General features: G+C 61.3%; 21 protein-coding genes and 1 tRNA gene. 3 read left to right on the plus strand and 19 right to left on the minus strand.

What is annotated here, in order from left to right; translation table 11 throughout:
- Positions 1-7: 7 nt before the first annotated feature.
- From ACYQ3S_RS07400 to ACYQ3S_RS07460, 13 genes are all read right to left on the minus strand, one after another.
- Positions 8-931 carry a uridine kinase family protein gene (locus ACYQ3S_RS07400; RefSeq protein ID WP_459688207.1) on the minus strand — a complete coding sequence of 308 codons (924 nt, stop codon included), beginning with the start codon at positions 929-931 and terminating at the stop codon, positions 8-10.
- A 14-nt stretch (positions 932-945) separates the two neighbouring features.
- Positions 946-2,421, minus strand: a complete 1,476-nt coding sequence (gene hemZ / locus ACYQ3S_RS07405; protein ID WP_459688209.1) for a coproporphyrinogen dehydrogenase HemZ — start codon at positions 2,419-2,421, stop codon at positions 946-948.
- Entirely contained in the window at positions 2,418-3,053 is a 636-nt protein-coding gene (locus tag ACYQ3S_RS07410; RefSeq protein ID WP_459688210.1) for an MBL fold metallo-hydrolase, read from the minus strand. The genes hemZ and ACYQ3S_RS07410 overlap by 4 nt, the downstream gene beginning before the upstream one ends.
- Positions 3,054-3,072: 19 nt before the next feature.
- Positions 3,073-3,522, minus strand: a complete 450-nt coding sequence (gene dtd / locus ACYQ3S_RS07415) for a D-aminoacyl-tRNA deacylase (RefSeq protein ID WP_459688212.1) — start codon at positions 3,520-3,522, stop codon at positions 3,073-3,075.
- Positions 3,523-3,711: 189 nt separating this feature from the next.
- Positions 3,712-5,892, minus strand: a complete 2,181-nt coding sequence (locus ACYQ3S_RS07420) for a RelA/SpoT family protein (protein ID WP_459688214.1) — start codon at positions 5,890-5,892, stop codon at positions 3,712-3,714.
- Between the two features lie 19 nt (positions 5,893-5,911).
- Positions 5,912-7,987 carry a single-stranded-DNA-specific exonuclease RecJ gene (gene recJ, locus ACYQ3S_RS07425; protein ID WP_459688216.1) on the minus strand — a complete coding sequence of 692 codons (2,076 nt, stop codon included), beginning with the start codon at positions 7,985-7,987 and terminating at the stop codon, positions 5,912-5,914.
- Between the two features lie 9 nt (positions 7,988-7,996).
- The gene (locus ACYQ3S_RS07430; protein ID WP_459688217.1) at positions 7,997-8,182 is read right to left on the minus strand and encodes a hypothetical protein; all 186 of its coding nucleotides are present in this window, start codon (positions 8,180-8,182) and stop codon (positions 7,997-7,999) included.
- Positions 8,183-8,217: 35 nt separating this feature from the next.
- Positions 8,218-11,064, minus strand: coding sequence for an excinuclease ABC subunit UvrA (uvrA, locus tag ACYQ3S_RS07435; protein ID WP_459688219.1), 2,847 nt, complete (start codon positions 11,062-11,064; stop codon positions 8,218-8,220).
- 32 nt (positions 11,065-11,096) lie between these two features.
- Entirely contained in the window at positions 11,097-11,339 is a 243-nt protein-coding gene (locus ACYQ3S_RS07440) for a PF20097 family protein (protein WP_459688221.1), read from the minus strand.
- Positions 11,340-11,357: 18 nt separating this feature from the next.
- Complete coding sequence (locus tag ACYQ3S_RS07445; protein ID WP_459688222.1) at positions 11,358-12,182, minus strand: MBL fold metallo-hydrolase; 825 nt, start codon at positions 12,180-12,182, stop codon at positions 11,358-11,360.
- Positions 12,179-14,137 carry an excinuclease ABC subunit UvrB gene (gene uvrB / locus ACYQ3S_RS07450; RefSeq protein WP_459688224.1) on the minus strand — a complete coding sequence of 653 codons (1,959 nt, stop codon included), beginning with the start codon at positions 14,135-14,137 and terminating at the stop codon, positions 12,179-12,181. The genes ACYQ3S_RS07445 and uvrB overlap by 4 nt, the downstream gene beginning before the upstream one ends.
- A gap of 3 nt (positions 14,138-14,140) precedes the next feature.
- The gene (locus ACYQ3S_RS07455) at positions 14,141-14,842 is read right to left on the minus strand and encodes a JAB domain-containing protein (protein ID WP_459688226.1); all 702 of its coding nucleotides are present in this window, start codon (positions 14,840-14,842) and stop codon (positions 14,141-14,143) included.
- 29 nt (positions 14,843-14,871) lie between these two features.
- Positions 14,872-15,471 (minus strand): N-acetyltransferase family protein, encoded by a 600-nt coding sequence (locus tag ACYQ3S_RS07460; protein WP_459688228.1) that lies wholly within the window; start codon positions 15,469-15,471, stop codon positions 14,872-14,874.
- 264 nt (positions 15,472-15,735) lie between these two features.
- On the opposite strand from ACYQ3S_RS07460, the gene ACYQ3S_RS07465 reads away from it, so the two are divergent.
- The 3 genes from ACYQ3S_RS07465 to ACYQ3S_RS07475 are packed head-to-tail and all read left to right on the plus strand — an operon-like array spanning position 15,736 to position 17,353.
- Positions 15,736-16,290: a DUF4364 family protein gene (locus ACYQ3S_RS07465; RefSeq protein ID WP_459688229.1), complete on the plus strand. Its 555-nt coding sequence runs from the start codon at positions 15,736-15,738 to the stop codon at positions 16,288-16,290.
- A gap of 5 nt (positions 16,291-16,295) precedes the next feature.
- Positions 16,296-16,661 (plus strand): CidA/LrgA family protein, encoded by a 366-nt coding sequence (locus tag ACYQ3S_RS07470; protein ID WP_459688230.1) that lies wholly within the window; start codon positions 16,296-16,298, stop codon positions 16,659-16,661.
- Positions 16,658-17,353 carry an LrgB family protein gene (locus tag ACYQ3S_RS07475; RefSeq protein WP_459688232.1) on the plus strand — a complete coding sequence of 232 codons (696 nt, stop codon included), beginning with the start codon at positions 16,658-16,660 and terminating at the stop codon, positions 17,351-17,353. The genes ACYQ3S_RS07470 and ACYQ3S_RS07475 overlap by 4 nt, the downstream gene beginning before the upstream one ends.
- A 115-nt stretch (positions 17,354-17,468) precedes the next feature.
- On the opposite strand, the gene ACYQ3S_RS07480 is transcribed toward ACYQ3S_RS07475, so the two are convergent.
- From ACYQ3S_RS07480 to recN, 6 genes are all read right to left on the minus strand, one after another.
- Positions 17,469-18,011 (minus strand): NADH peroxidase, encoded by a 543-nt coding sequence (locus tag ACYQ3S_RS07480; protein ID WP_054327319.1) that lies wholly within the window; start codon positions 18,009-18,011, stop codon positions 17,469-17,471.
- Between the two features lie 26 nt (positions 18,012-18,037).
- The gene (locus ACYQ3S_RS07485; protein WP_054327318.1) at positions 18,038-18,451 is read right to left on the minus strand and encodes an RrF2 family transcriptional regulator; all 414 of its coding nucleotides are present in this window, start codon (positions 18,449-18,451) and stop codon (positions 18,038-18,040) included.
- 398 nt (positions 18,452-18,849) lie between these two features.
- The gene (locus ACYQ3S_RS07490) at positions 18,850-21,999 is read right to left on the minus strand and encodes a UvrD-helicase domain-containing protein (RefSeq protein WP_459688235.1); all 3,150 of its coding nucleotides are present in this window, start codon (positions 21,997-21,999) and stop codon (positions 18,850-18,852) included.
- A gap of 278 nt (positions 22,000-22,277) precedes the next feature.
- Positions 22,278-22,353: transfer RNA gene (locus ACYQ3S_RS07495), tRNA-Pro, on the minus strand.
- Between the two features lie 95 nt (positions 22,354-22,448).
- Positions 22,449-23,669: a tyrosine--tRNA ligase gene (tyrS, locus tag ACYQ3S_RS07500; protein ID WP_459688237.1), complete on the minus strand. Its 1,221-nt coding sequence runs from the start codon at positions 23,667-23,669 to the stop codon at positions 22,449-22,451.
- Between the two features lie 103 nt (positions 23,670-23,772).
- Positions 23,773-25,458, minus strand: coding sequence for a DNA repair protein RecN (gene recN / locus ACYQ3S_RS07505; RefSeq protein WP_459688239.1), 1,686 nt, complete (start codon positions 25,456-25,458; stop codon positions 23,773-23,775).
- Positions 25,459-25,461: the final 3 nt, after the last annotated feature.

The raw sequence follows: 25,461 nt of genomic DNA on the forward strand, positions 1-25,461 counted from the left end.
CTGTATTTTACCCAATAAACTCGTGCAATACCGAATCCTCGGGGATAAAATCCGTATAATCGATCGGCGCTACCTGATCGAGCACCGCGCCGACCGGCGCAAGATCCGCCCTGCCAAGCTCCTCCCGCTGCAGGCGGAGCTTGGGCGCCAAATACTGCATGAGTATATTCAGCTCATACGGCAGGAAGGTGTCCACCGTCAGGTTGGCCTGCCCGCGGTGCGGCGCGATATACAGCTTCTCTCCGCGGCGCACCGAGTTCCACTGGCGCAGCGTGTCCTCGACCGGCGAATTGCGGAACAGGCTGTCCCGCATGGCCCGCCGCAAAAAGCGGAGCATATACGGCTCGACCCGCGCCCCCTCCTTGGGGACGACCGCGCTTGCCACGGACAGGTAAACGCCGGTCGCCGCATGCGCGAGATCCCCCATGATGACCGGATTGAACGAGTGGATCCCCTCGATCAGCACGACCTCGTCCGGATCCAGGCGCAGCGAGCGCGCGTGCGGGATTGAAGTACGCGTTTCAAAATCAAAGCGGGGCAGGTCGATCTCCTCGCCCGCGACCAGCTGGGTCAAATGCTGGCTCAGCAGCGGCAGGTCCATACATTCCGGACTTTCCAGGTCAGGCACGCCGTTTTCCGTGTCCGGCGGGATGTCATAGCTGCCGACCGTGCGGTAATAATCGTCCATCGAGATCATCTCCGCATGGATGCCGCGTTTTTCCAGCGCGCGGCCGATCCGGTCGTTGGTCGTGGTCTTTCCGGACGAGGACGGGCCGTTAATCAGCACGATCGGCTTCTGGCGGCTGTTTTCCGCGATCTCCTCCGCCACCTGATCCACCTGCGCATGATACGTCCGTTCACATTCCGCGATAAAATCGGCCGCATCGTACCGCGCGCGGTGGTTGATATATTTGAGTGTGTATTCCGCCATAGCCGTGTTCCTCCTTACTGCTTTGGGAAAAGCAATTTACGCTTGCCGCCGACGAGCCGGTCCGCCGCCCGAATGTATTCGAGCGGATACTTGGGGTTGTTCGTCCGCTCGATCCAGCCCGTGTCCCGATCGACGCGCTTGGAAACGCCGCCCGCGCCGAGCGACAAAATGGTTTGCAGTTCCTCCATCATGGCCACATTGTAGAAGCATTCGGTCCCCGGCCGACACCAGCCGACATTCTCAAAGCCGCCGGCGGTGAATTTCTGCCGGTACAGGTAATACGGGCCGTAGCCCGCGCCCTGCAGCGCGCGCGAGGCGCCGTCCAGCATACGCGCCACCGCCTCGCACTGCGCGGCGGCGGCCTGCTTATCCGTCAGATCCGCCCCTCGCTTGATGGCCAGCGTATGTACCGTGATATTCTCCGGCGCAAGGCCGATCAAGGTATCCACCGTTCGGGCGAAGCTGTCCGGCGTATCGCCGGACAGCCCCGCGATCACATCCATGTTGATGCCAGCAAAGCCCGCCCGCCGCGCCTCGTCATAGGCGCGCAGCACATCGCACGCCACGTGCCTGCGCCCGATCGCGGCCAGCACCGCGTCGTCCATGGACTGCGGGTTGATGCTGACCCGCCCCACGCCCGCCGCGCGCAGCACGCGCAGCTTGCCCAGTGTAATCGTATCCGGACGCCCCGCTTCCACAGTATATTCACAAAGTCCGGAAAAATCAAAGCTTTGTTCGAGTGTGTCAAGCAGGCGCGCGAGCTGGTTCTCGTCCAGCGTGGTCGGCGTGCCGCCGCCGATATACACGCTCTGCACCCGCCGGTCCGCCTCGCGCACCAGCGCGGCGGTCTCTCTGATCTCACGGCACAGCGTTTCCAAATACGGCTCGATCAGGTGACCGGACTGCGCGGTCGCGGAGGATACAAACGAGCAGTAATAGCACCGCGACGGGCAGAACGGGATGCCGACATAAAGGGAAATATCCTTTTCCCCCATCCGCTTATCCATCTCCATCGCCGTTGCGGCCGCGCGGATGGTCAGCGCCGTGCGCTCCGGCAAAACATGGAAGTGCTCCCGCAGGTACGCCGCCGCCTCGCCGTGCGTCATGCCCCGCTCGATCAGCCCGCGCGCGAGCTTAGCGGGACGCACGCCGGTCAGGCTGCCCCATACAGGCGGCTGGGCAAGCGACGGCACCACAGCCTCGTACACGGTCGTCTTGACCAGCTCGGTGACCGTGCGCTTATAAGCAAGCGGCGCAAGCCCCTGAACCGGCGCGCACCGCTCGCTGCGGCGCGTTACGCCGCCGATGCGGACGTCGGCGCACGCCCGCGCCCGGCCGTCCGCTTCGGTCAGGACGCTCCGGCAATAGTCCTCCGTCCCGTCCGCCGCATCCACGGCATCCGCCCGCGCAAGCGCCGCCGTGGGGAGCAGATGGAACAGCATTTCCTCCACCGCATGCTTGAGCGCGTGTCCCTCCAGCGTATAAATCATCGTCCGCCGACCGCCTGCGCCATATAGGGATTGGCCGCGCGCTCCTCGGACAGGGTGGAGATGCCTTCATGCCCGGGCAGCACCTTGTAATCCCCCTCCAGGTCGTGCAGGCGCCGCAGTGACCGCAGCATCTGCCCGAAATCGCCGCCCTCCAGGTCGCACCGGCCGCATTCATGCCGGAACAGCGTGTCGCCCGTGAACAGGCAGTCGCCAATCCGGATGACCGACGAGCCGGGCGTATGGCCGGGGGTGTTCATATACGTCGCCGTCATCCCGCCGAACGTCACCTGTGTCCCCTCGTTCGCCAAAAGATCCGGCTTATCCTCCACATAGGCGCGGGCCAGCGAGCGGAACTGGCCCATATTCTCCCGCTTGAGCAGCCACAGGTCCCCCTCGGGTACGACATACTGCGCATGGGTTGCCGCCAGCACCTCGTGCGCGGCAAGGATATGGTCAAAATGCGCGTGCGTCAGCAGGACATATTTGATATCCAGCTTTTCCTTTTCCGCCGCGCTCAGGATAGAGGCGGCGTTGTCGCCCGGGTCGATCACCGCGGCCTCGCGGCTCTTTTCATCGTATACGATATAGCAGTTCGTGGCGACCATGCCCACGCAAAGCTGCATGATTTTCATAAGCTGGTTCTCCTTTCCCTCACCGCATCTGCGCGGTGTCCATCCATAGTGTGACCGGCCCGTCGTTGCACAGGTCGACCTTCATATCCGCGCCGAACTCGCCGGTCTCGACCGGCAGGCCGCTTTGCCGGCAGCGCGCGATAAACGCCTCGTACAGCGGGATCGCGGTTTCAGGCCGCGCCGCGGCGGTAAAGCTCGGCCGGTTTCCCTTTTTGCAATCCCCGTACAGGGTAAACTGCGATACCACGAGGATGCCGCCGCCCACATCCGCGAGCGAGCGGTTCATCTTGTCGTTCTCATCCGTGAACACCCGCAGTTTAACCGTCTTGTCGGCCAGATAAACCGCGTCGTCCGCCGTGTCTCCATCCGTGATGCCCAGCAGGACCAGAAAGCCCTGCCCGATCTCTCCGCGCACCGCGCCGCCGATCGTCACCGATGCGCGCGTCACGCGCTGAATGAGTGCTCTCATAACTTTTATTCTCCGTTTCCATTCCGCACACCCCGTGCGGCTTCTAACAGAAAAATGCCGCAGAGCGGCATTTTTCATAAAAACCGCGAACCCATATCACGGTTTTTATTGCTCTGAACGCGGGAAGGTTTCGCCTGCCGGAACCCTTCCGCGTCCTCTTGGCCGCGGCTGCACACCGCAACCCAATCCTCAGTTCGTGTCCACTGTGCGCGTCACATCCACCACGCCCTTGATCGACCGCAAGCGGCTGATCAGGTTATCCAGCTGGTGTACGCCTGCGACGTCGACCATCGCGTTGATCACGCCGTAGCCGTCGTTCAGGTCCCTTGCCGAAATCTCATGCACATTGATCTTGCAGACCGCGAAGATCGTCGTCACATCGTTCAGCACCCCGATACGGCTGCGGGTCGATATCTGCAGGCCGGTCGAGAACCGGCCCGCACGGTCCGCGGTGACCTGATCCTCGTCCCACCAGGCGTTTACCCAGCGGTCCGGATCCTCCGCCACATGAACGTTGACGCAGTCCCGACGGTGGATGGACACGCCGTAGCCGCGCGTCACAAAGCCGATAATCTCGTCGCCTGGGATCGGCGTGCAGCAGCGCGCGAATTTGACCAGGCAGTTGTCGATCCCCTCGACCACCACGCCGGTCGAGCTGCGCGTCGTGCGGCGCTGCTGTTCGACATGGGGCTGGTTCTGATGCTCCGCAATCTCCCGCTGGCGGCGCAGCTTGCCCACGTCGTCCTTCACCTTGTTGATAACCTTGGTTAGCGTGATGCCGCCGTAGCCGATGGCGGCGTACAGCTCGTCGAGCGTATTGAACGAGAACTTGTTAAGCGTGTTCTTCTGCACTTCCTCATTCTCGTAAAAGCCGTTGTACAGCAGGTTGGCGCGCAGCTCGCGGTCCAGATCCTCGCGGCCGTTGATGATATTCTCCTCCCGGCACTCCTTTTTGAACCACTGCTTGATCTTGTTGCGCGCCTCGGTGGTTTTGACGATCTTGACCCAGTCGCGGCTGGGTCCATGCGCCTCCTTGGAGGTCAGGATCTCCACGATGTCGCCGTTTTTCAGTTGGCTGTCGATCGGCGCGATGCGGCCGTTGATCTTGGCGCCGGTCATCCGGTTGCCGACCGCGGAATGGATGGCGTAGGCCAGGTCGATCGGGGTCGCGCCCGCGGGCATGTTGACCACGTCGCCCTTGGGCGTGAACACGAACACCTCGTCCGCGAACAGGTCCACCTTGATATTTTTGATGAAGTCCTCGGCCTCGGTGTCCTGCTGCGCCTCGAGCAGCTGGCGAATCCAGGCGAAAGCCTCCTCGTTGCCCTTTTTATCCAGGCCCTGCTTGTATTTCCAGTGCGCCGCGACGCCGTATTCGGCCATCTTGTGCATTTCGGTCGTGCGGATCTGTATCTCGAACGGGATGCCCGCGCGGCCGATGACCGTGGTGTGCAGGGACTGGTAGCCGTTTGGCTTGGGCGTGGAGATATAATCCTTGAAGCGGCCGGGGATAGGCTTATACAGATCATGCACATAGCCGAGCACATTATAGCAGTCCGCCACCGTATCCACGATCACGCGCACCGCGCAAATATCATAGATCTCGTCGATCGTCTTATGCTGGGCGTACATTTTGCGGTAAATGGAGTAAATATGCTTGACGCGCGCCGAAAGCGTATTATGGATATGCGCCTCCGCCAGCTTCTCGCTGATGCGCTCCTGTATCCCCTTGAGGAATTCCTCGTGCTGCTCGCTCTGCGCTCTGAGGCCCTCGACGATCTCGTTATAGCCGATCGGGTCGAGCACCTTGAGGCACAGGTCCTCCAACTCCCACTTGATGCGGCTCATACCCAGCCGGTGCGCGATCGGCGCGTAGATCTCCATGGTTTCGAGCGCCTTGTCGCGCTGCTTGCGCTCGGGCAGGAACTGGAACGTGCGCGCGTTATGCAGCCGGTCAGCCAGCTTGATCAGGATGACGCGGATATCCTTGGCCATGGCGAGGAACATCTTGCGCAGGTCCTCGAACTGCTCCTGCTCCTTGGAATAGCGCAGCATACCCAGGCGGGTGACGCCGTCCACCAGCTCCGCGACAGGCGTGCCGAACTTGTTTTCGATCTCCTTGTAGCCGAACTGCGTATCCTCGATGCAGTCGTGCAACAGCGCGGCGCAGATCGAATCCGTATCCAGCCCCATTTCAACCACGATCTCAGCCACCGAGACCGGATGGATGATATACGGCTCGCCGTTTTTCCGCTTTTGCCCCTCGTGCGCCGCGGAGGCGCACTCATAGGCCGCGCGGATTTTTTTTATATTCGCCTGCGGATTCTGCTTCTGCACGCGCTCGATCAAAAAATCCAGTTTATTCTGCATATAATTTCCCCCTCGGCTGTCATCCCGCCATACTCTGCAGCGTGGCAAGGACGACCGAGCCCGATATATCCGCCTTACCCTCGTAAGGCTTGAGCAGGATGTTGAGCATCCCCTCTTTGAAATGGTAGCTGATCAGGCTCGACTCGGAAAACACATCGAGACACACGAACAGCTTGCCAATATTGATCTCCCTGCGGCTTTCCCAGGCGATACGGCGGGAGAGCGCGTTGGAGGGTACGGAAAGGCGGCCGTCCTCCGCGCGGCACACGATATGCCGCCACACCGCGACCAGATCGCTGCGGTCGGGCAGCAGGATGCGCGCCTCCCGCGCGGTCAGCGGGCCATCCGCCATGTAGGTGTTATACAGGTTGAGCAGCTTTTGGTCGGCAAGGTTTTCGCATTCGCTCAGCCGCACGTCGCACAGCGTCAGCTGCGCCGTGCGCCGGCCCCGAAACTCGTTGACCTCCAGGTGGAACGCCGCGTCGACCATATTCCCCTGCGCAAAGCCCAAGCCGCCCACGCCCGTGCCGAACAGCATGGCCGACCAGCGCTTCCCGTCCTTTACCAGCGTCAGCCGGACATGGCGGTCGCTTGAAATAGGCGTGATCTCCTCCACGGTCAGATCCTTCATGCAGAATACCGGTTCTTCATTCTGCATGCCGTATGGTTCGAGCACGGAAAGCGCCTGGATATTTTCCAGCGTGATCCATTCCGGCTCGATCATGCAGTCAATATGCAGCTGCGGGATCAGGTCGGCCATGGAAACATGGTTTTCCGCATAGGCGCGCAGCCGTTCCCGCAGCGCCTCAATATGCGCCGCGTCCACCGTCAGCCCGGCGGCAAGCTCATGCCCGCCGTAGCGCTGCAGCAAATCCCCGCACGAGGTCAGGGCTTCGAACAGGTTGAAGCCCTTGACCGACCGGCCGGAGCCCTTGCCCGTCCCATCCTCGTCCAGCGCGATCAGCACGACCGGACATCCATACCGGTCGCACAGGCGGGAGCACACAATACCGATCACGCCGTGATGCCAGCCTTCCCCCGCCAGCACGATGATCTTATCCTCCAGCGGATTGTATTCCGTGCGCAGGCGGGCAAGCGCCTGCGTCAATATCTGGTTTTCCTCATTCTGCCGCCGCTTGTTCTGTTCGCACAGTTCTGCGGCCAGCGTCTGCGCACGCACAGGGTCGCGCGTCAGGAACAGCTCGGCGGCCAGTTCGGCCTGCCCCATCCGGCCCGCGGCGTTGATGCGGGGCGCCAGAACAAAGCTGATCGCAGCGGAGGTCAGGCGTTTATGCTTCATGCCGGCCTCGCGCAGCAGCATTTCCAGCCCGATGTTGCTGGTTTCGGCCATCTTTTTCAGCCCCGCCGCGACGATAATGCGGTTCTCCCCGACAATCGGCATCACATCCGCTACCGTGCCGAGCGCCAGCAGATCGGCGTAACGGGCAAGCGCGGTTCCGGCGTCGCCCTCGAGCGCGCAGATCAGCTTGAACGCCACGCCCACGCCCGCCAGGCTGCCGAACGGGTAACCGCAGTCCGCGCGCTTGCAGTCCACGACGGCGTCCGCTTCGGGCAGGCTATCGTGGCATTCGTGGTGGTCGGTAATCACGACCTTCATACCGAGCGCGCGGGCCGCGGCGATTTCCTCGTCCGCTGTAATGCCGGAATCGACCGTGATCAGCAGGCGCGTCCCCTGGTCATACAGCCGCTCCATGGCCGCGCGCGAAAGGCCGTAGCCTTCGTTCAGGCGGTTCGGGATATAATATTCGCAGACCGCGCCTTTGCTGCGCAGGTAATCCACCATGATGCAGGTCGCCGTAATGCCGTCCACATCATAATCGCCGTAAACGACGATATGCTCGTTATTCTCAAGCGCGCGGCGGACGGTCTGGACTGCCCTGTCCATATCGGCCATCAGGAACGGGTCGTGCAGCCCTTTGGGGTCGCAGCTCAGATAACGCTCCGCGGCCTGCGCCGTATCGATTCCGCGCGCGGAAAGGACCGCGGCGGTCAACGGCGCGCAGCCGCAATCGTGGGCGAGCATGCGCACGCGCGGCTCGTCCAGCGCGGCAATCACCCAGCGTTTGGTTTTCATAAAACTCCCTCATTTATTTTCGATTAACATTATTATACCAAAATTATTGATATGGGACAAGGGAGTATACAAAAATGTCACAAAACCCGCACAAAATTTTATCATCCATCCGGCAAACTGCCAAACCGCTTCGCAAAGAACTTGCCTGGCGGCGCGCATTTGGGTTGCCGCCCCCGCCTGATATCCCTTTGCCATGCAAAACACCCCCGACAGAGTGTCGGGGGTGTTTTTTACTGCTTCTCCGCGCGCTGTCTGCCGCGTTCAAGCACCGGCTTCAGATATTGGCCGGTATAGGAGCCTTCGCACGCGGCGACCTCCTCCGGCGTACCGGCGGCCACCAGGCGGCCGCCGCCGTCCCCGCCCTCGGGACCGAGGTCGAGAATATAGTCCGCGGTTTTAATCACGTCCAGGTTGTGCTCGATAACGACCACGGTGTTGCCCGCGTCCACCAGCTTCTGCAGCACGTCCACCAGGCGGTGTACGTCCGCAACGTGCAGGCCGGTGGTCGGTTCGTCCAGGATATAGATGGTCTTGCCGGTCGAACGCTTGGACAGCTCGGTGGCGAGCTTGGCGCGCTGCGCCTCGCCGCCGGACAGCGTGGTGGACGACTGCCCGAGCTTGACGTACCCCAGCCCGACCTCGCGCATGGTCTCCAGCCGCCGGGCGATCTTCGGCACGTTGGCGAAAAACTCGCACGCCTCGTCCACGGTCATGTCGAGCACCTCGTAGATGTTCTTGCCCTTGTAGCGCACCTCAAGCGTTTCCTTGTTGTAGCGCTTGCCCTTGCACACGTCGCAGGGTACATATACGTCCGGCAGGAAGTGCATCTCGATCTTCAAAAGGCCGTCGCCCGCGCAGGCCTCGCAGCGGCCGCCCTTGACGTTGAAAGAGAACCGGCTCGGCCCGTAGCCGCGCGCCTTGGCGTCCGCGGTCTTGGCGAACAGGTCGCGGATATCGTTGAACACGCCGGTATAGGTCGCGGGGTTGGAGCGCGGCGTGCGCCCGATGGGCGACTGGTCGATATCGATCACCTTGTCCAGATAGGACAGGCCGACGAACTTATCGTGCGCGCCCGCGCGCGTCTTGGCGCCGTTCAGCTCGGCGGCGAGCTTTTTGTACAGGATCTCGTTGACGAACGAGGACTTGCCTGAGCCGGACACGCCGGTCACGCAGGTGAGCGTACCCAGCGGGATGGTGAAATCCGTGTGCTTGAGGTTGTTCACCGCGCAGCCCTTGACGGTCAGCTTTTTGCCGTTGCCCTTGCGGCGCACCGCAGGCACGGGGATGCACTTGCGGCCGGACAGGTACTGTCCGGTGATGGACTGCTCGCTTTGCAGCAGCTCGTCCACCGTGCCTTCGAACACGACCGCGCCGCCGTTCCGGCCCGCGCCCGGGCCGATATCCACGATATGGTCGGCGGCGAACATGGTGTCCTCGTCGTGCTCGACCACGATCAGCGTGTTGCCCAGGTCGCGCAGGCGTTTAAGCGTCGCCAGCAGCTTGTCGTTGTCGCGCTGGTGCAGGCCGATGGACGGCTCATCCAGGATATACAGCACGCCCATGAGCGACGAGCCGATCTGCGTCGCCAGCCGGATGCGCTGGCTCTCGCCGCCGGACAACGTGCCGGAGGCGCGCGACAGGGTCAGGTATTCCAGTCCGACCGACTGCAAAAAGCCCAACCGGTCCTTGATCTCCTTGATGACACGGTCGCCGATCTTGTGCTGCATCTCGGTCAGCTGCAGGGTCTGCAAAAACTCCATCGCCTTGACGACCGACTTTTCCGAGAATTCCGCGATGTTCAGCCCGCCGATCGTGACCGCGAGCACCTCGGGCCGCAGGCGGCGGCCGTGGCACGCGGGGCAGGGAATCTCGCTCATGCACTCCTCGATCTCGGCGCGCGCATAGTCGCTGGACGTTTCCTTATAGCGGCGCTCGAGGTTCACGACAATGCCCTCGAACGGCTGGCGCATCACGCCGCCCGACACGCGGCTGACCGACAGTTCGAGCGGCTCGTCTCCGGTGCCGTACAGCAGCTCGTGCAGCGCCTTGTCCGAAAATTCCTCGATCGGGGTGTCCAGCGTGAAGCCGTGCTTTTTGCCGAGCGCGGTGAAGTACATGCCCGCGATCGTCCCCGGCTCGGCGCTGCCCCAGCCGGACGCGCGGATCGCGCCCTGCCTGATGGACAGCTTTTTGTTGGGGAGGATGCGGTCCGGATCGACGCGCATCTGCATGCCCAGGCCGGTACACACCGGACACGCGCCGTACGGGTTGTTGAACGAGAACATGCGCGGCGTCAGCTCCTCAATCGAGATGCCGCAGTCGTCGCACGCATAGTTTTGCGAGAACGCAATCGGCTCGCCGCCGATCACATCCGCAATGACCAGCCCGCCCGAGAGCGCGGACGCGGTCTCGACCGAGTCCGTGATGCGGCCGCGCGCGTCCGGCCGGATGACCACACGGTCGACCACAATCTCAATGTTGTGCTTGTGGGTCTTGGCCAGCTTGATATCCTCGGACAGGTCGCGCACCTCGCCGTCCACGCGCACGCGGACATAGCCCGCCTTGCGCGCGTCCTCGAGCACCTTGACGTGCTCGCCCTTTTTGCCGCGGATGACCGGCGCAAGGAGCTGGACGCGCGTTTTTTCCTCCAACGCCATCAGCCGGTCGATGATCTGGTCGATGGTCTGCTGGTGGATTTCCTTGCCGCACTTGGGGCAGTGCGGCGTGCCGATGTTCGCCCACAAAAGGCGCAGGTAGTCGTAGATTTCGGTGACCGTGCCGACCGTCGAGCGCGGATTCTGCGAGGTGGTCTTCTGGTCAATCGAAATCGCGGGCGAAAGGCCGTCGATATAGTCCACGTCCGGCTTGTCCATCTGCCCCAAAAACTGCCGCGCGTAGCTGGACAGCGACTCGACATAGCGGCGCTGGCCCTCGGCATAAATCGTGTCGAACGCCAGCGACGACTTGCCCGAGCCGGACAGTCCGGTCAGCACGACCAGCTTGTCGCGCGGGATCTTGATATCGATATTTTTCAGGTTGTGCTCGCGCGCACCCTTTACATGGATAAATTCCTGCATCGTTGTGTGTTTCTCCAGTCACTCTTCCGATTTTAGTCTTTTGTTTTCCATTTTTCCGTCAGGTCTATGATGATCTTCTGACAGGTGCGACAATAGTATGCCGCCGGCCGGCCCGTTCCGAATGTTTCCGAAGCGGCGACTTCCACCCGGTCCGCATCTGCCGCTGTAATGATGCGTTTCCAGCCCGTTACAGCATCGCCCTGCCAATGGGCGTTGTCATATGGCGCAAAAATCGCGCCGCGTACCGTTTTTCCGCCGCAAAATGGGCATACCACTCCGTCTCCCCCCCCTGTCTATCCGATCTCTACCACGCTGCCCGCCGCGAAGCACTCCAGCCGCTCCCCAAGCGTTTCGCGCAGCACCCCGAACGCATGCGCGCCGGTGCAGTGGCCGGTGTAGTACCGGCTGCCCGTCTGCGCGAGCCGCGCCGCGACCGCGCGGATCGCCTCATCCGGCTCGCTTTTGCCGGCGGACGGACTGAGCAGGTGCATCCCGCCGACGACAGCGTCCGGCGCGCGGCCGAGAAGCTCTCCGGCGCGGGCGCAGATATTCACCACGCCCCGATGGGCGCAGCCGGTAAACAGCACCGCCTTGTCCCCCTCGCGCACGAGCAGGCTCTGCTCATGCAGGAAGCGGTCGGGGACATATTGCCCGTCCACCCGCTCGTACAGCGTGCGGTTGCCCTGCGGCACGCAGTCCACGCCCGTAACATCGGAGAACAGGGTCAGGGCGTCGTCTATCCGTGTCACGCCGTTCACCCGCCGCAGGCGCGGACTGTGCGCGAGCGCGCTGTCCAGCCCGATCTCCTTAACGCCCTCCGGCTTGTGCGAAAAATGCGGCTCGAACGCCCGTTCATGCACATAGACCGGCGCGCGGCTGTTGATTTTCAGGAACGCCGCCAATCCCCCGCCGTGGTCGTAATGCCCGTGCGAGAGAAAGGCGGTATCCACCGCGCCCAGGTCGGCGCCCAGCCGCGCCGCGTTGCACACGAACAGGCCGGTCTGACCCATGTCGAACAGCAGCTTTGCGCCGTTCGTCTCGATATAAAAGCTCAGGCCGTGCTCGCAGGCAAACGCCGGCGCGCACGCGGTGTCCTCCATCAGACTGACAATCCTCATCTGCCTTCCTCCAATGCCTTGATCTGGTCGCGCAGCTGGGCGGCGATCTCGAACTCGAGCATCTTGGCCGCCTCCTTCATCTGGCGGGTCAGGCGGGCGATCTCCTGCTGGCGCTCTCCCTTGGTGCGCAGCTTTTTCTTGCTGCTCGTCGGCACGTTGGAGGTAATTTCGATCACGTCCTGCACCTTCTTTTTCACCGACTGGGGCGTGATGCCATGCGCCTTGTTGAACGCATCCTGCAGGGTGCGGCGGCGTTCGGTTTCGTCCATCGCGCGGCGCATGGAGGGCGTGATGCTGTCCGCGTACAGCACGACCATGCCGTGCTCGTTGCGCGCGGCGCGGCCGATGGTCTGGATGAGCGAGGTTTCCGAGCGGAGGAAGCCCTCCTTATCCGCGTCCAGTATCGCCACCAGCGACACCTCGGGGATATCCAGCCCCTCGCGCAGCAGGTTGATGCCCACCAGCACGTCGAACACGCCCAGGCGCAGGTCGCGTACCAGCTCCTGCCGTTCGATGGTCTTGATATCGTGGTGCATGTAGCGTACCTTGATGCCCGCAGTTTCCAGATAGGCGGTCAGGTCCTCGGCCATCTTTTTGGTCAGCGTCGTCACCAGGATGCGCTCGCCCTTTGCGGTGCGCGCGTTGATCTCGCCGATCAGGTCGTCGATCTGCCCCTCGACCGGACGCACGACCACCTCGGGATCGAGCAGGCCGGTCGGGCGGATGACCTGCTCAACCACCTGTCCGGAGCGGGACAGCTCGTACTCCGCCGGCGTCGCGGACACATATACGATCTGGTTAAGCCGCTCGTTGAACTCATCGAAGTTCAGCGGGCGGTTATCGTAGGCCGAGGGCAGGCGGAAGCCGTTCTCGACCAGGCTCTCCTTGCGCGCGCGGTCGCCGTGGTACATGGCGCGCACCTGCGGCAGGGTGACGTGGCTCTCGTCCACAATCAGCAGGAAGTCCCTGGGGAAATAGTCGATCAGCGTGAACGGCGCCGAGCCCGGCGCGCGGCGCGAGAGCACGCGCGAGTAGTTCTCGATACCGCTGCAAAAGCCGATCTCCTGCAGCATTTCGATATCGTACCGCGTGCGCTGCGCGATGCGCTGCGCCTCGATCAGCTTGCCGTTTTGCTCAAAGAATTTGACGCGGGCCTCCAGCTCGTCCTCCAGGTCGCGGATCGCGGCCTGCAGCTTGTCCTTGGGCGTGACGTAATGGCTCGCGGGGAAGATCGCGGTGTGTCCCAGCTCGCCCAGCACCACGCCGGTCAGCGGGTTGATGCGGCTGATGCGGTCGATCTCGTCCCCAAAGAACTCGATGCGCACCACGTCCTCATCCGAATAAACCGGCCAGACCTCGACCGTGTCCCCGCGCACACGGAAGCGGTTGCGCTCGAACGCGATGTCGTTGCGCTCGTACTGGATGTCGATCAGGCGGTGGATAAGCTGCTCGCGGCTGATCTCCGTACCTGGACGCAGGGAAACGACCATCTTCTTGTAGTCGATCGGGTCGCCCAGCGAATAGATGCAGGACACGGAGGAGACGATAATCACATCCCGCCGCTCGGAAAGCGCCGAGGTAGCCGAGTGGCGCAGGCGGTCGATCTCGTCGTTGATGGCCGAGTCCTTTTCGATATAGGTGTCGGTCGAGGCGATATAGGCCTCGGGCTGGTAATAGTCGTAATAGGACACGAAATACTCGACCGCGTTGTGCGGGAAAAACTCCCGCAGCTCGGTGCAGAGCTGCGCGGCCAGCGTTTTATTGTGCGCGAGCACCAGCGTCGGCCGCTGGGTCTGCTCGATAATATTGGCCATGGTGAAGGTCTTGCCCGAGCCGGTCACGCCCATCAGGGTCTGCTCGGTCAGGCCGTTCTGGATGCCCTCGACCAGCTTGGCGACCGCCTCCGGCTGGTCGCCCGCCATTTTGTAAGGGCTTACGATTTGAAAATCCGGCATTCCCTATCTCCTTTCCTGCCCGATCAGCATCTGCTTCCGCATGGAATAATACTTTCCCCGCGCGACAATACAGTGGTCGAGCAGTTCGATGTCCATATCGTTCAGGTAGCGTTCCAACATGCGTGTCACCTCGATATCCTCGTGCGACGGGACCGCTCTCCCATTCGGATGGTTATGGGCGATCGCCACGCCGGCCGCCTCGCTCAGAAGCGCGTTGCGGCATATCTTGCCGCAGTCCACGCGGACCTGTGCGCGCCCGCCGCGGCCGGCTTCCTCGCATTTAATTACCCTGCCGGCGCCGTCGACATAGGCGGCGATCAGGACCTCCTCGCTCTCCCCCATAAACTGCGGCACGAAAAACGCGCCGATCCGTTCGCTGCTGTTGAGCTTGTCCCCATTCGCCTCCATTTTCGCCACATCGGCCTGATACCGGCCGACCAGCGCGAAAGCCACCTTGATCAGCGACGCGGTATGCGGCCCGACGCCCTTTACCTTCTGAAGCTCTTCCGGCGGCGCCTCCAGCACCGCGTGCAGCGAACCGAAACGCTTGAGCAGCGCGTGCGCGGTCGGGTTGGTATCGCCGCGCCGGATCGCGAAAAACAACAGCAATTCCAGCACCTCATGGTCGGCAAACACCTGCAGACCGAACCGGCGGAATTTTTCCCATACGCGCTGGCGGTGGTTTTCATGCAGATTGGGTTCCATGGCGGCCTCCTCTTTCCCGTCCCGCGGCTTCACAGGTGGATCCGCTGCTCAGCCTGCCGCAGCACGCGGTCCACCAGCGGACTGTCCTGTATCTCCGGAAACGGTACGGTGGGCTGCGGTTCCCCCTCATGCGGGCGCAGGCTTTTTCCCATCCACAGCACGTCGCGCCACTGGCCGAATTTGTACATGCTCTCCTGATAGGCGCCCGAAATGATAAAGCCCATGGACTTGTGGAATTTCATGGAGCGTTCGTTCGGCGAGGTGATGCCGACATAGATGTTATAGTATCCCTGCATGGCGAGCAGTTCAAACAGGGCGGCGTAGATTGCTCCGGCGATTCCATGGCGGTGCCATTCCTCCGCAACATAAATCGACGTCTCCACCGACCACTGATAGGCCGCGCGCGTGCGGTGCGGCGAAGCATAGCCGTAGCCGGCCACCTCGCCATCCACCAGGCAGACCAGCCACGGCAGCCTTGCCATATAGGTGCGCATCCTGCCCACGAATTCCTCCAGCGACGGCGGCGTATATTCGCTCGACACCGTGGTCTGGATGACATAGGGCGCATACAGCGCGAGCATGGCCGGCGCATCCGCCTCGCCCGCAACGCGCAGAACAACTTCCGACATGCGGTTCCCCCTCGATTTCATAAAAATCTGACACTTTATTATACCGCGCTGCTCTCTGTTCTTCAACAGCTTTTTCCCGTTTCCGCTTCCAAAAATCGTACATCCGTTCGTCTTTCATTTGTGCGTTTTTTCGGCAAAAGCGGACGTGCCGCCACCGCCTCCCCGCCGGGCGGCAAATAATTGCCCGGCCGGACCGGTTGCTTTTTCGGGCGTTTTAGGGTATACTAAAGGAGTAATTTTTTTGAAAGAGGAGGTCTGCGCTGTATGGTTCGCTATGGCTTTATCCACTCCAAAGAGGATATCAAATTCCTCGTTCTTTTTGCGATGGATCTGCTCCCCTTTCCGGTTTCCTTCAGCGCCATTGTCGATCTGACGACCTGGTGCGACGAGGGGTTCGGCTATTTCGAGCTCAGCGAGGCCTTTTACGAAATGCTCCCGACCGGACATATCGAGGAGGTCGCAGACAGCGGCGAAACGTTGTACCGCATCACGGAAAAAGGGCGCGAGACGACCCGCATTTTTGAAAAGCAGCTCCCGTATCCGGTCCGCGAGGCGGCGCAGCGCTCCGCGCTCCGTGTCGTGCGGCAGATCCGGCGGGACGCGGCGATCCGCACCCGCGTGAGCGAACGCTCGGCGCACGACCTGACGGTCCGCATGGAGATGGATCAGGTGTTTGCAATCGAGATGGATGTTGTCAACCGCGCGCAGGCCGCGCTGCTCGAGCGCACGTTCAAATCCAACGCCGAAGCGATCTACCAGACCCTGCTCTCCGCCATGACCGCCAATTATGAAACCAGGAAAGAAGAAGAGGCCACTTGAAATATATGAAGCAATTGGGCGTCCTGCTTGCGTGCGCTGTCGCGGGCGACGCCTTTTCCATTCTCCTGCGCGGCCGGCTGCCCGGCAATGTGCTCGGCTTGACGCTGCTGCTGCTTCTGCTCGCATACGGTCCGGTCAGACTCGGCCACATCGAGGATACGGCCGACTTTCTGCTGCACAACATGGCGTTTTTCTTTCTGCCCGCCTGTCTGGGCGTGCTTGAGATCTTTGCCGAGATCAAAAGCGAGGTGCTTGCCATTCTGGCGGTATGCGTTTTGACCACCTTCTGCACCGCGGCCGCCACCGCATTCACCGTGCATATCGCGCTGCGGCTGCAGCGTAAAAAAGACCGGGGAGGCATCCGCCCATGATCGCTCTGCTCTCCAGCGCACCGTTTTGGACATGCGTTTCGATCGCATGCTATGCGTTTGGACAAAAGATACAGCGCCGGACCGGCTCCGCGCTCTGCAATCCGTTGCTGATTGCTTCCGTTCTGGTTGGCGTACTGCTGGTGTGTACCGGCACCAGCTACGAGACTTATAACCAGTCCGGCCGGCTTATCTCTTTTTTCCTGACCCCCGCCACTGTCGCCCTTGCCGTACCGATCTACCGCAAGCTGGACGTACTCCGGCAAAACCTGTTCCCCATCCTCGCCGGCGCGCTCGTCGGTTCCGTGGTTTCCATTGCAAGCGTGATTCTTTTTTCCCGCCTGTTCGGTCTTTCGGACACGACCATGCGCTCGCTCATCCCCAAATCCGTGACCACGCCGATCGCGGTTTCCCTTTCTGAAATGCTGGGCGGGCTTGCGCCGGTCACCACAATCGCGGTGGTGTTCACCGGCATTATTGGCGCGATGCTGCTGCCGGTGTTCCTCAAGTGCATCGGCGTGCGCAACGAGGTGCAGATGGGGCTTTCCATCGGCACCGCTGCGCATGCGGTCGGCACCTCGCGCGCCATTGAGCTGGGGGAAACCGAGGGCGCAATGAGCGGGCTTGCGATCGGTATTGCCGGACTGCTGACCGCTTTGATCGTATCGGTCGGTTCCCTGCTCTTATCGATCTGAAAAACGCACCTTTGCCGGCGTTCGGCGCAGCGAATGGGAGCCAAGCAAAGGGGAACAGCGTAAGAAAAAGAGGACGGAATCAATCCGTCCTCTTTCTATTTCTCAACAAACAGGCTTAGCCGAAGTAACGAGCCAGCAGACCCTCGAAGGCCTTGCCGTGGCGAGCCTCGTCGCGGGCCATTTCATGTACGGTATCGTGGATGGCGTCAAGGTTGAGCGCCTTCGCACGCTTGGCCAGATCAAACTTGCCGGCGGTTGCGCCGTTCTCCGCGTCAACGCGCATCTCCAGGTTCTTCTTGGTGGAGTCGGTCACGACCTCGCCCAGCAGCTCGGCAAACTTGGCGGCGTGCTCAGCTTCCTCGTAAGCCGCCTTCTCCCAGTACAGGCCGATTTCCGGATAGCCTTCACGGTGCGCAACACGAGCCATCGCCAGGTACATGCCGACCTCGGAGCACTCACCCTCAAAGTTCGCGCGCAGATCCTTCATGATGTCTTCCGGCGCGCCCTGCGCTACGCCTACCACATGCTCGGCCGCCCAGGTCTTCTCACCGGACTGCTCCTTGAACTTCTCAGCCGGAGCATGGCAGATCGGACACTCGGCCGGAGCCGCCTCGCCCTCATGAACATAACCACATACGGAACAAACAAACTTTTTCATGATTTTTTCCTCCTAAAAAATGTTTTTTACTTTTTCACGGGTGGAAGGAACCGCTCCATGGTAATGGAAAACAACTGCTCCCGCAGGGATTTGTTGATTTCGCCAAACACATGATGAAAATCGCATTCTTTCCGGCAGCCCACGCGCGTACACTGGAATTCATTGGCAAGGCAGTGATTGATTGCAATCGGCCCGTCGATGCATTCAATGATTTCGCCCAGACTGATCTCGGAAGGGCTTCGATTGAGCTCATACCCGCCGGCGACGCCTTTATAGGATTTTGTAATGCCGGACTGCGTCAGCTTGCGCAGAATCTTCAGCGCAAACCGAAGCGTTACCCCTGTGGTTTCAGAAATGTCCTTTGCGCATTGCTTCCCCCCTGCCAGCGCCAGGCAGTAGGTCACACGAATCGCATAGTCCGCTTCATGTGTGATTCTCAAATCGTTCCTCCCTTTCTCTATTTGGAACACCTTTAGTATAGTATTGTTCAGCAAAAAAGTCAACAGGTTTTTATAAAAATAAATATAATTTTTTAATTGATATTTAATATCAATTTTACAGATTTATTCTTTCCTGTTAACTGCCCTTTTCCCGCATATGTTTACAAAGGTAGTATATCATATCGCCGGTTAAATGTCTAATCATTTTGTCTCTTTTCTGCGTCCCGTTTTGTCCAAAACGGCGGGCGCATACCCAAAGCCGGTACGCGCCCGCCGCTGACGGCCGGATTTATTTTCATCTCCGGCACACAGCGGGGATAACCGCACCCATGCCGCGCCAGAGTAAGCAAGAGGGGCTGTTCCGCATCCGGAGTCCCCGTGCTGTCAAGCGCAGGCCCTTAAAAGAAGCTGATCTGTTCCTCCGCCTGCCGGCGCCGTCCCGCGCTTTCCCGCTGTACTGCCTCCGGCAGATCGCACAGGAACGGGGACGCCTCCTTTGTCGTTGTGAGGATCAGCTCCTCCCGCGCCCGCGTCATACCCACATAGAACAGCCGCCGTTCCTCCTCAGTATCGGTCGGATGCTTTTGCGACGCCAGCGGCAGCATACCGGACGTTACGCCCGCCAGAATGACCGCCGGAAATTCCAGCCCCTTGGAGCCGTGCAGCGTCATCAGGCGCACCGCGCCGGACTCCCAGCCTTTTCCCGCGGCGCGGTTCAGATCCGCCTCCTGTCCCAGCGTCAGCGCATACCAGAGGCTGTCGAAATCCTCGTAAAAAACAGCCGTGTTGCGCAGGCGTTCCAGCGAGGGCGAGCTGCCATAGGCCTGCTCCCATCGTTCGACCAGCGCACGCGGCTTTTCCCTGTCCACAAGCGGCTGCCACTCGGCTGCCCGCTCCAGCCACGCCTCCAGAAAGCCGTATCCCCGCACGACCGGTTCCCACGCCTCAGGTTGGAAGCTTTTCTGTTCCGCACAGGCCTGACACGCCTTCTGCACCAGATCCGCCGGACAGTCCCATACCAGCCGGAGCGCTGTTTCCAACGCGGTTTGATCTTCCGGCGCACGCAGGAAACGGAAAAAGGACAGCGCCCCGCGCACCTCGTCCGCGTCTAAAAAGTCCTCGCGCCCGCTGATGACGCAGGGGATATCGTCGTGCCGCAGGCACTTTTCCACCAGCTCAAGCTGACGGTGGGTGCGGCAGAGCACCGCAATATCGGAAAACGCACGGACGGCGCGCTCCTGCCCATGCTTTTGCGCTTCCAGCATATCCACGCCGCCGGCAATGCGCCCTACTTCCTTGGCGACGAACACGGCCTCCGCAAAGTCGTCCGCCGCCGTAACCAGCCGCACCGGCACCCCTGCCGTGCGGCTCGGCTCCAGCACGCGCGGGCCGCCCGAATTCCGGTCGATCACCGGCAGCGCGGCCTGCAGGATCTCCGGCGTGGAGCGGTAATTGCGCTTGAGCCGGATCACTCGGGTATCCGGCTGTTCCTCCTGTAAGCGTGCGAAGCAGCGCCCGCCCGCGCCGCGGAACCCATAGATCGACTGGTCGGGGTCCCCGATGACGAACAGCCCCGCGCCGCCTCTGCTCCATGCACGCACCAGCTCGTACTGCACGTCATTGATATCCTGAAACTCGTCCACCAGCAAATAACGGAAGCATTTGCGGCCAGCCGTATCCAGCCGCAGCGCCTCGGCCAGCAGATCGTCAAAATCCAGCACGCCCAGCGCGCGCAGGCGTTCGTTATAAGCCTCTGCCAGCTCCCGATCAATGCCGGCAGTGTCCGCCGCTATGCCGTTTTTGAGACAGGAAACACCCTGCAGCAGCTCCCGCGCGCCGCCTTTCCGCCCGCAGGCTCGCAGCGTTTCTGCGGCAACGGTCAGCGCCTCGCTCTGTCCCAGCAGGCGGACCTCCCCCAGCAGGCGCAGGCAGATCGAGTGAAACGTGCCGATCGTCATGCGCTGGACCGCACGCTTGCCGCCCAGCCGCTTTTCCAGGCGCTGGCGCATTTCAGCGGCGGCCTGATTCGTAAAGGTCACCGCCGTGATCTCATCCGGCTTGACGCCGCGCTCCTCCACCAGCCATGCGATGCGCGCGACCAGCGTCTTGGTCTTCCCCGTTCCCGGGCCGGCGACGACCGCCACAACGGACCGGTCTGTCTCCACCGCTTCCCGCTGCTCCGGATTGAGCGTCTCGGGATTGGACTCCGGCAGCGCGTCCGGAGGCGTTTCCGCCTGTTTGAGCGGTATTTTGTGTGCGCTGCGTTTGCGCTTTACCGGTTCGACGCCGAACAGGGACATCTGCCCGCTGTACTGCTCGATCTCCGCCGGAGTGAGCAGGGAAATCGTACCGTATTCCCCGTCAAAGCCGGGGCGCCGTTCAACCTGCCCCCTGCGCAGGCGCCGGACCCCCTCGGCCACGCAAGGTCCCGCCAGCCGCTCGATCTCTTCGATCGGCGCCTGCCGCAGAATATGGAATTCCGGCCCCAGCCCGTGCAGCAGGCGTTCATACTGCTCCATGACCTTTTTACCGGCAGCGGAAGCGCCCGTCGAGGCGGCAATGACTTCGGGCAGCGGCGCCAGGCTCTCAAACGGCTTGGCGTTTTCCGGCCGGAAGCCCTCCGGCCGGTCGGCCAGCTCCTCCACCCGATGCTCTACGCCGATCGTCAGCTTTTTCCCGCATACCGGACAAAGTCCCTCCCGCGCCGCGGTTTCCGCGGGCGTCAGGCACACGCCGCAGTTCCGGTGTCCGTCCAGATGGTATTTCCCTTCCTCCGGAAAAAATTCCACGGTCCCCAGGAACCCCTCGCCTGTCCGGATTGCATGCGTCAGCGCGGGGTACGAAAGCGCGGTCTCCAGCAGATTGGCTTCGCGCCCCAGCTTGGAGGGGGAATGCGCGTCCGAATGGGAAACAAGCGTCAGCCCGTCCAACTGGGAAACGCGCCAATTCATCGGCGGGTCAGAGGAAAGGCCGGTTTCGACCGCATGGATATGCGGCGTCAGGTCCGCAAAGCATTCCTCCATCGTGTCAAAGCCGGAGAAAGCGCCGAACATGGAAAAATGCGGCGTCCAGATATGCGCCGGAATAAACTCCGCGTCAGGGCAGGCTTCCAGCGTCAGCTCCAGCAGGTCGCGGCTGTCCAGCCCCAGGATCGGGCGTCCGTCCGAGCGGATGTTGCCGATCGCCTCCAGGCGGGCGGAAAGCTCGTCCGCCGCTTCCAGGCTTGGCAGCAGAATCACATTATGTACCTTCCTCGTCCGGCCGCCCCGCTTGTAGATCGAACTGATCTCGCCAGTCACGACAAAATACGGCGTCTCTCCCTGCATGCTGTCCGGCAGGCGCAGCTCTTCCCGCAGGGTATACACGCCGTCGCCCGCAGGCACAAGCTGCTCTTTCAGCTCGGACCGCCATGCCGGATGGGTAAAGTCACCCGTGCCGATCAGCCGAATGCCCTTGCGCCTTGCCCACCAATCCAGGTGCGGCGCATCGCAATCCCGACTGGTTGCGCGCGAAAAACGGGAATGGATATGAAGGTCTGCAACATACATTATGGTTTCCCTCGGTCACGAAATATTTTCTTTATTATATCCCCATTTCAGCGCAGGGGCAATGCCCTGCGCCGAAGTGCCAAAATCATAATTTGAACCCTTGTCCTGTTTCGGCAAGTACAGATGTTTTTCAAGCAAAAGAACAGATGTCAGTAATTGCCGAGTGGAAAGTGCAGAGAATAATTAAACAACAAACGCAAGTATGGCCAGGGACAAGAGCAATTAAAAATCCGAACGGCAGTATTCACTCGAATACTGCCGTTCGGATAATCAAAATATGGTCCGAGTGACAGGACTTGAACCTGCGGCCTCTTGACCCCCAGTCAAGCACGCTACCAGCTGCGCTACACCCGGATATTTTGGCAAGGCGCTAAACCTTGCCAAAATAGAATATCAAATTTCCATCCTGTTGTCAAGGGCTTTCCACATTTTGCACGCAAACTTTTCTCTTAAAGCGTGACTTTATGGAACGTTTTTTTACCCTTTTTGATAATGCACTCCGGTTCAAAGGCGCTTTTTTCGAGCATCTGCCTGAAATCCTCGACCTTTTCACCGTTCACCGACACGCCGCCGCCCTGCACGAGCTTGCGCGCTTCTCCATTCGAGCCTGCAAGGCCGCACTTGACGAGCAGCGTCAGCACGCCGATCCGGCCGTCCGCAAAGTCCGTATCCGTCAGCACGGTGGTCGGCATGTTTTCACTCGTGCCGCCGCCGGCAAAAATGTTTTTCGCCGCTTCCATCGCCTTGTCGGCCTCTTCCTTGCCATGCACCAGCTCGGTCAGCTCATACGCAAGGATCTCTTTCGCCCGATTGAGCTGCGCGCCCTCCCAGCGGTCCATCTCCTCGATCTGCTCCATAGGCAGGAACGTCAGCATTCGGATGCACTTGAGCACGTCCGCATCGTCCACGTTGCGCCAGTACTGGAAAAAGTCGTAAGGAGAGGTCTTATTGGGGTCGAGCCATACCGCGCCGGACGCGGTCTTGCCCATTTTCTTGCCCTCGGAATTGAGGAGCAGCGTGATCGTCATGGCATGCGCATCCTTGCCCAGCTTGCGGCGGATCAGCTCGGTGCCGCCCAGCATGTTCGACCACTGATCGTTCCCGCCGAACTGCATGTTGCAGCCGTAGTGCTGGAACAGGTAGTAAAAGTCGTAGGACTGCATAATCATATAATTGAACTCAAGGAAGCTGAGCCCTTTTTCCATGCGCTGCTTGTAGCACTCCGCGCGCAGCATATTGTTGACCGAAAAGCATGCGCCGACCTCGCGCAGCAGATCGATATAGTTCAGGTCGCGCAGCCAGTCCGCGTTGTTGACCATCTGCGCCTTGCCCTCGCCGAATTCGATAAAGCGCTCCATCTGCTTTTTGAAGCAGTCGCAGTTGTGCTGGATGGTTTCAGGCGTCATCATCGAGCGCATGTCCGAGCGGCCGGAGGGGTCGCCGATATAACCTGTGCCGCCGCCAACCAGCGCGATCGGCTTGTTGCCCGCCATCTGCAGGCGCTTCATCAGGCACAACGCCATAAAATGCCCGACGTGCAGGCTGTCCGCCGTGGGGTCGAAGCCGATGTAAAACGTCGCCTTGCCCTCGTTAATCATTTTACTGATCTCTTCCTCATTGGTCACCTGGGCGATGAGGCCGCGCGCCTTGAGTTCTTCATATAAAGTCATGGATGTCTTTCGTCCTTTCTGAGATAATATCACCGCGCAACATCTGCCGTTTGTCAGGGCGCGCGCTCCTTCAGGTTCTCATGAATAATGACCACTGCAAGTTCTATCCTCTCTGGTATTCCGCCGCTTTCTGCAAAAGCTCCCTCGCGTTCTGCAGCGACAGCTCTGTGATGGTTTCGCCCGACAGCATGCGCGCGATCTCACGGGCGCGCGACGGTTCATCCATAGGCTGCACATCGGTATAGCTTCTTTCCCCACGCACGGATTTGGAAATCAGCAGATGATGGTCCCCCATCGCCGCGATCTGCGGCAGGTGGGTAACGCAGAGCGTCTGCTTCTGCCGCCCGATATCGGACAGCTTGTACGCGATCTGCTGCGCCGCATGGCCCGAAACGCCGGTATCGATCTCGTCAAAAATCAGCATACCAACATCCTCGCCCGCCGTCAAGACGTTTTTGAGCGCCAGCATAATCCGGCTCAGTTCGCCGCCCGACGCAACCCTGGACAACAGCTTTTCCGGCTCGCCGGGGTTGACCGATATCTCAAACGTCACCGTGTCGAACCCGTGCGCGGAGAGCTTGGCCCCCGTATGCACCGCGATGCGCAGCTTCACCTTTTCCATATCGAGCGCCGCCAGTTCGCGAACGATCTCTGCCTCCAGCCGCTTTGCCGCGGCGCGGCGCGCCTCGCTCAACTGGGCGGCGAGCGCCTTTGCTTCCGCCAGTTCTTCCTTGTACTGCGCGCGCAGTCCCTCGCGCCGGTTGTCCGAATCCTGCAGCGTTTCCAGCTCCGCCGCAATCCGGTCGCGGTATGCCAGCACCTCGGCGGCCGTACCGCCGTACTTCTGTTTCAGGCGGTAGATCAGGTCGAGCCGCTGCTCCACCCATTCCCGCTCTGCCGGTGAAAAATCAAGGGTATCGCTTCGTCCGGAAACGCTGTCGCGCAGGTCCGCCGCGAGCAGCCGCACCTCCTCCGCCTGTTCGGCCAGCCCGTCGAACGCCTCCGACACCTCGCGCAGGCCGGCAAGCGCCCCCGCCGCCTGGTCGAGCAGCGCGCACGCGCCGCCAGCGTCGTCATCCCCGTTCAGGGCGAGCCGCGCCTGCTCCAGCGCGCCCGCGATTTTCCCCGCATGGTCGAAATACGCCTTGCGCTGCGCGAGCGTCTCCTCCTCGTCCGGCCGGAGCGCGGCCTGTTCGATCTCCTCCTTGTGGAACGTGAGCATATCGATGCGCTGCAGGCGCTCCTGCTCGCCGGTCTCCAGCGCGGTGATCTCGCGCCGCAGCGCGAGCAGCGCCTGATACCGCGGGCGGTATTGCTCCAGCAGGGCGCCGTTCCCCGCATATCCGTCCAGATAATCGATGTGATACTGCTCGTCCAGCAACTTCTGGCCGTCGTTCTGCCCGTGAATATCGATCAGGTACGGCGCGAGCTGGCGCAGCACCGCGGCCGCGACCGGCTTCATGTTCACCCTGCAGGTGCTTTTCCCATCCGCTGTCAGCTGGCGCTGGATATGCAGCGTATCCGGTTCCTCGCCGGTCAGGGCAAGCTCGTCCAGCAGCCCGCGCAGCGCCGGCGACAGGCCGGTGAACACAGCGCTGACAAAGCCCTTCTGCGCGCCGGTGCGCACCAGGTCGCGGCTGACGCGCCGGCCGAGCACCGCGCCGATCGAATCGATCACAATCGACTTGCCCGCGCCCGTCTCGCCGGACAGCACGGTCAGCCCGTCCTCCAGCTCAATATCCGCCTGCTCGATGACCGCTATATTCTCAATGTGGAGCAACTGCAGCATCGC

The sequence above is a fragment of the Agathobaculum sp. TL06 genome (genome assembly GCF_054658635.1).

Excerpts from the sequence above, each read along its gene's own strand:
- ACYQ3S_RS07400 (WP_459688207.1), bottom strand. The coding sequence starts at position 931 with ATGGCGGAATACACACTCAAATATATCAACCACCGCGCGCGGTACGAT.
- hemZ (WP_459688209.1), bottom strand. The coding sequence starts at position 2,421 with ATGATTTATACGCTGGAGGGACACGCGCTCAAGCATGCGGTGGAGGAA.
- ACYQ3S_RS07410 (WP_459688210.1), bottom strand. The coding sequence starts at position 3,053 with ATGAAAATCATGCAGCTTTGCGTGGGCATGGTCGCCACGAACTGCTAT.
- dtd (WP_459688212.1), bottom strand. The coding sequence starts at position 3,522 with ATGAGAGCACTCATTCAGCGCGTGACGCGCGCATCGGTGACGATCGGC.
- ACYQ3S_RS07420 (WP_459688214.1), bottom strand. The coding sequence starts at position 5,892 with ATGCAGAATAAACTGGATTTTTTGATCGAGCGCGTGCAGAAGCAGAAT.
- recJ (WP_459688216.1), bottom strand. The coding sequence starts at position 7,987 with ATGAAAACCAAACGCTGGGTGATTGCCGCGCTGGACGAGCCGCGCGTG.
- ACYQ3S_RS07430 (WP_459688217.1), bottom strand. The coding sequence starts at position 8,182 with ATGGCAAAGGGATATCAGGCGGGGGCGGCAACCCAAATGCGCGCCGCC.
- uvrA (WP_459688219.1), bottom strand. The coding sequence starts at position 11,064 with ATGCAGGAATTTATCCATGTAAAGGGTGCGCGCGAGCACAACCTGAAA.
- ACYQ3S_RS07445 (WP_459688222.1), bottom strand. The coding sequence starts at position 12,182 with ATGAGGATTGTCAGTCTGATGGAGGACACCGCGTGCGCGCCGGCGTTT.
- uvrB (WP_459688224.1), bottom strand. The coding sequence starts at position 14,137 with ATGCCGGATTTTCAAATCGTAAGCCCTTACAAAATGGCGGGCGACCAG.
- ACYQ3S_RS07455 (WP_459688226.1), bottom strand. The coding sequence starts at position 14,842 with ATGGAACCCAATCTGCATGAAAACCACCGCCAGCGCGTATGGGAAAAA.
- ACYQ3S_RS07460 (WP_459688228.1), bottom strand. The coding sequence starts at position 15,471 with ATGTCGGAAGTTGTTCTGCGCGTTGCGGGCGAGGCGGATGCGCCGGCC.
- ACYQ3S_RS07465 (WP_459688229.1), top strand. The coding sequence starts at position 15,736 with ATGGTTCGCTATGGCTTTATCCACTCCAAAGAGGATATCAAATTCCTC.
- ACYQ3S_RS07470 (WP_459688230.1), top strand. The coding sequence starts at position 16,296 with ATGAAGCAATTGGGCGTCCTGCTTGCGTGCGCTGTCGCGGGCGACGCC.
- ACYQ3S_RS07475 (WP_459688232.1), top strand. The coding sequence starts at position 16,658 with ATGATCGCTCTGCTCTCCAGCGCACCGTTTTGGACATGCGTTTCGATC.
- ACYQ3S_RS07480 (WP_054327319.1), bottom strand. The coding sequence starts at position 18,011 with ATGAAAAAGTTTGTTTGTTCCGTATGTGGTTATGTTCATGAGGGCGAG.
- ACYQ3S_RS07490 (WP_459688235.1), bottom strand. The coding sequence starts at position 21,999 with ATGTATGTTGCAGACCTTCATATCCATTCCCGTTTTTCGCGCGCAACC.
- tyrS (WP_459688237.1), bottom strand. The coding sequence starts at position 23,669 with ATGACTTTATATGAAGAACTCAAGGCGCGCGGCCTCATCGCCCAGGTG.
- recN (WP_459688239.1), bottom strand. The coding sequence starts at position 25,458 with ATGCTGCAGTTGCTCCACATTGAGAATATAGCGGTCATCGAGCAGGCG.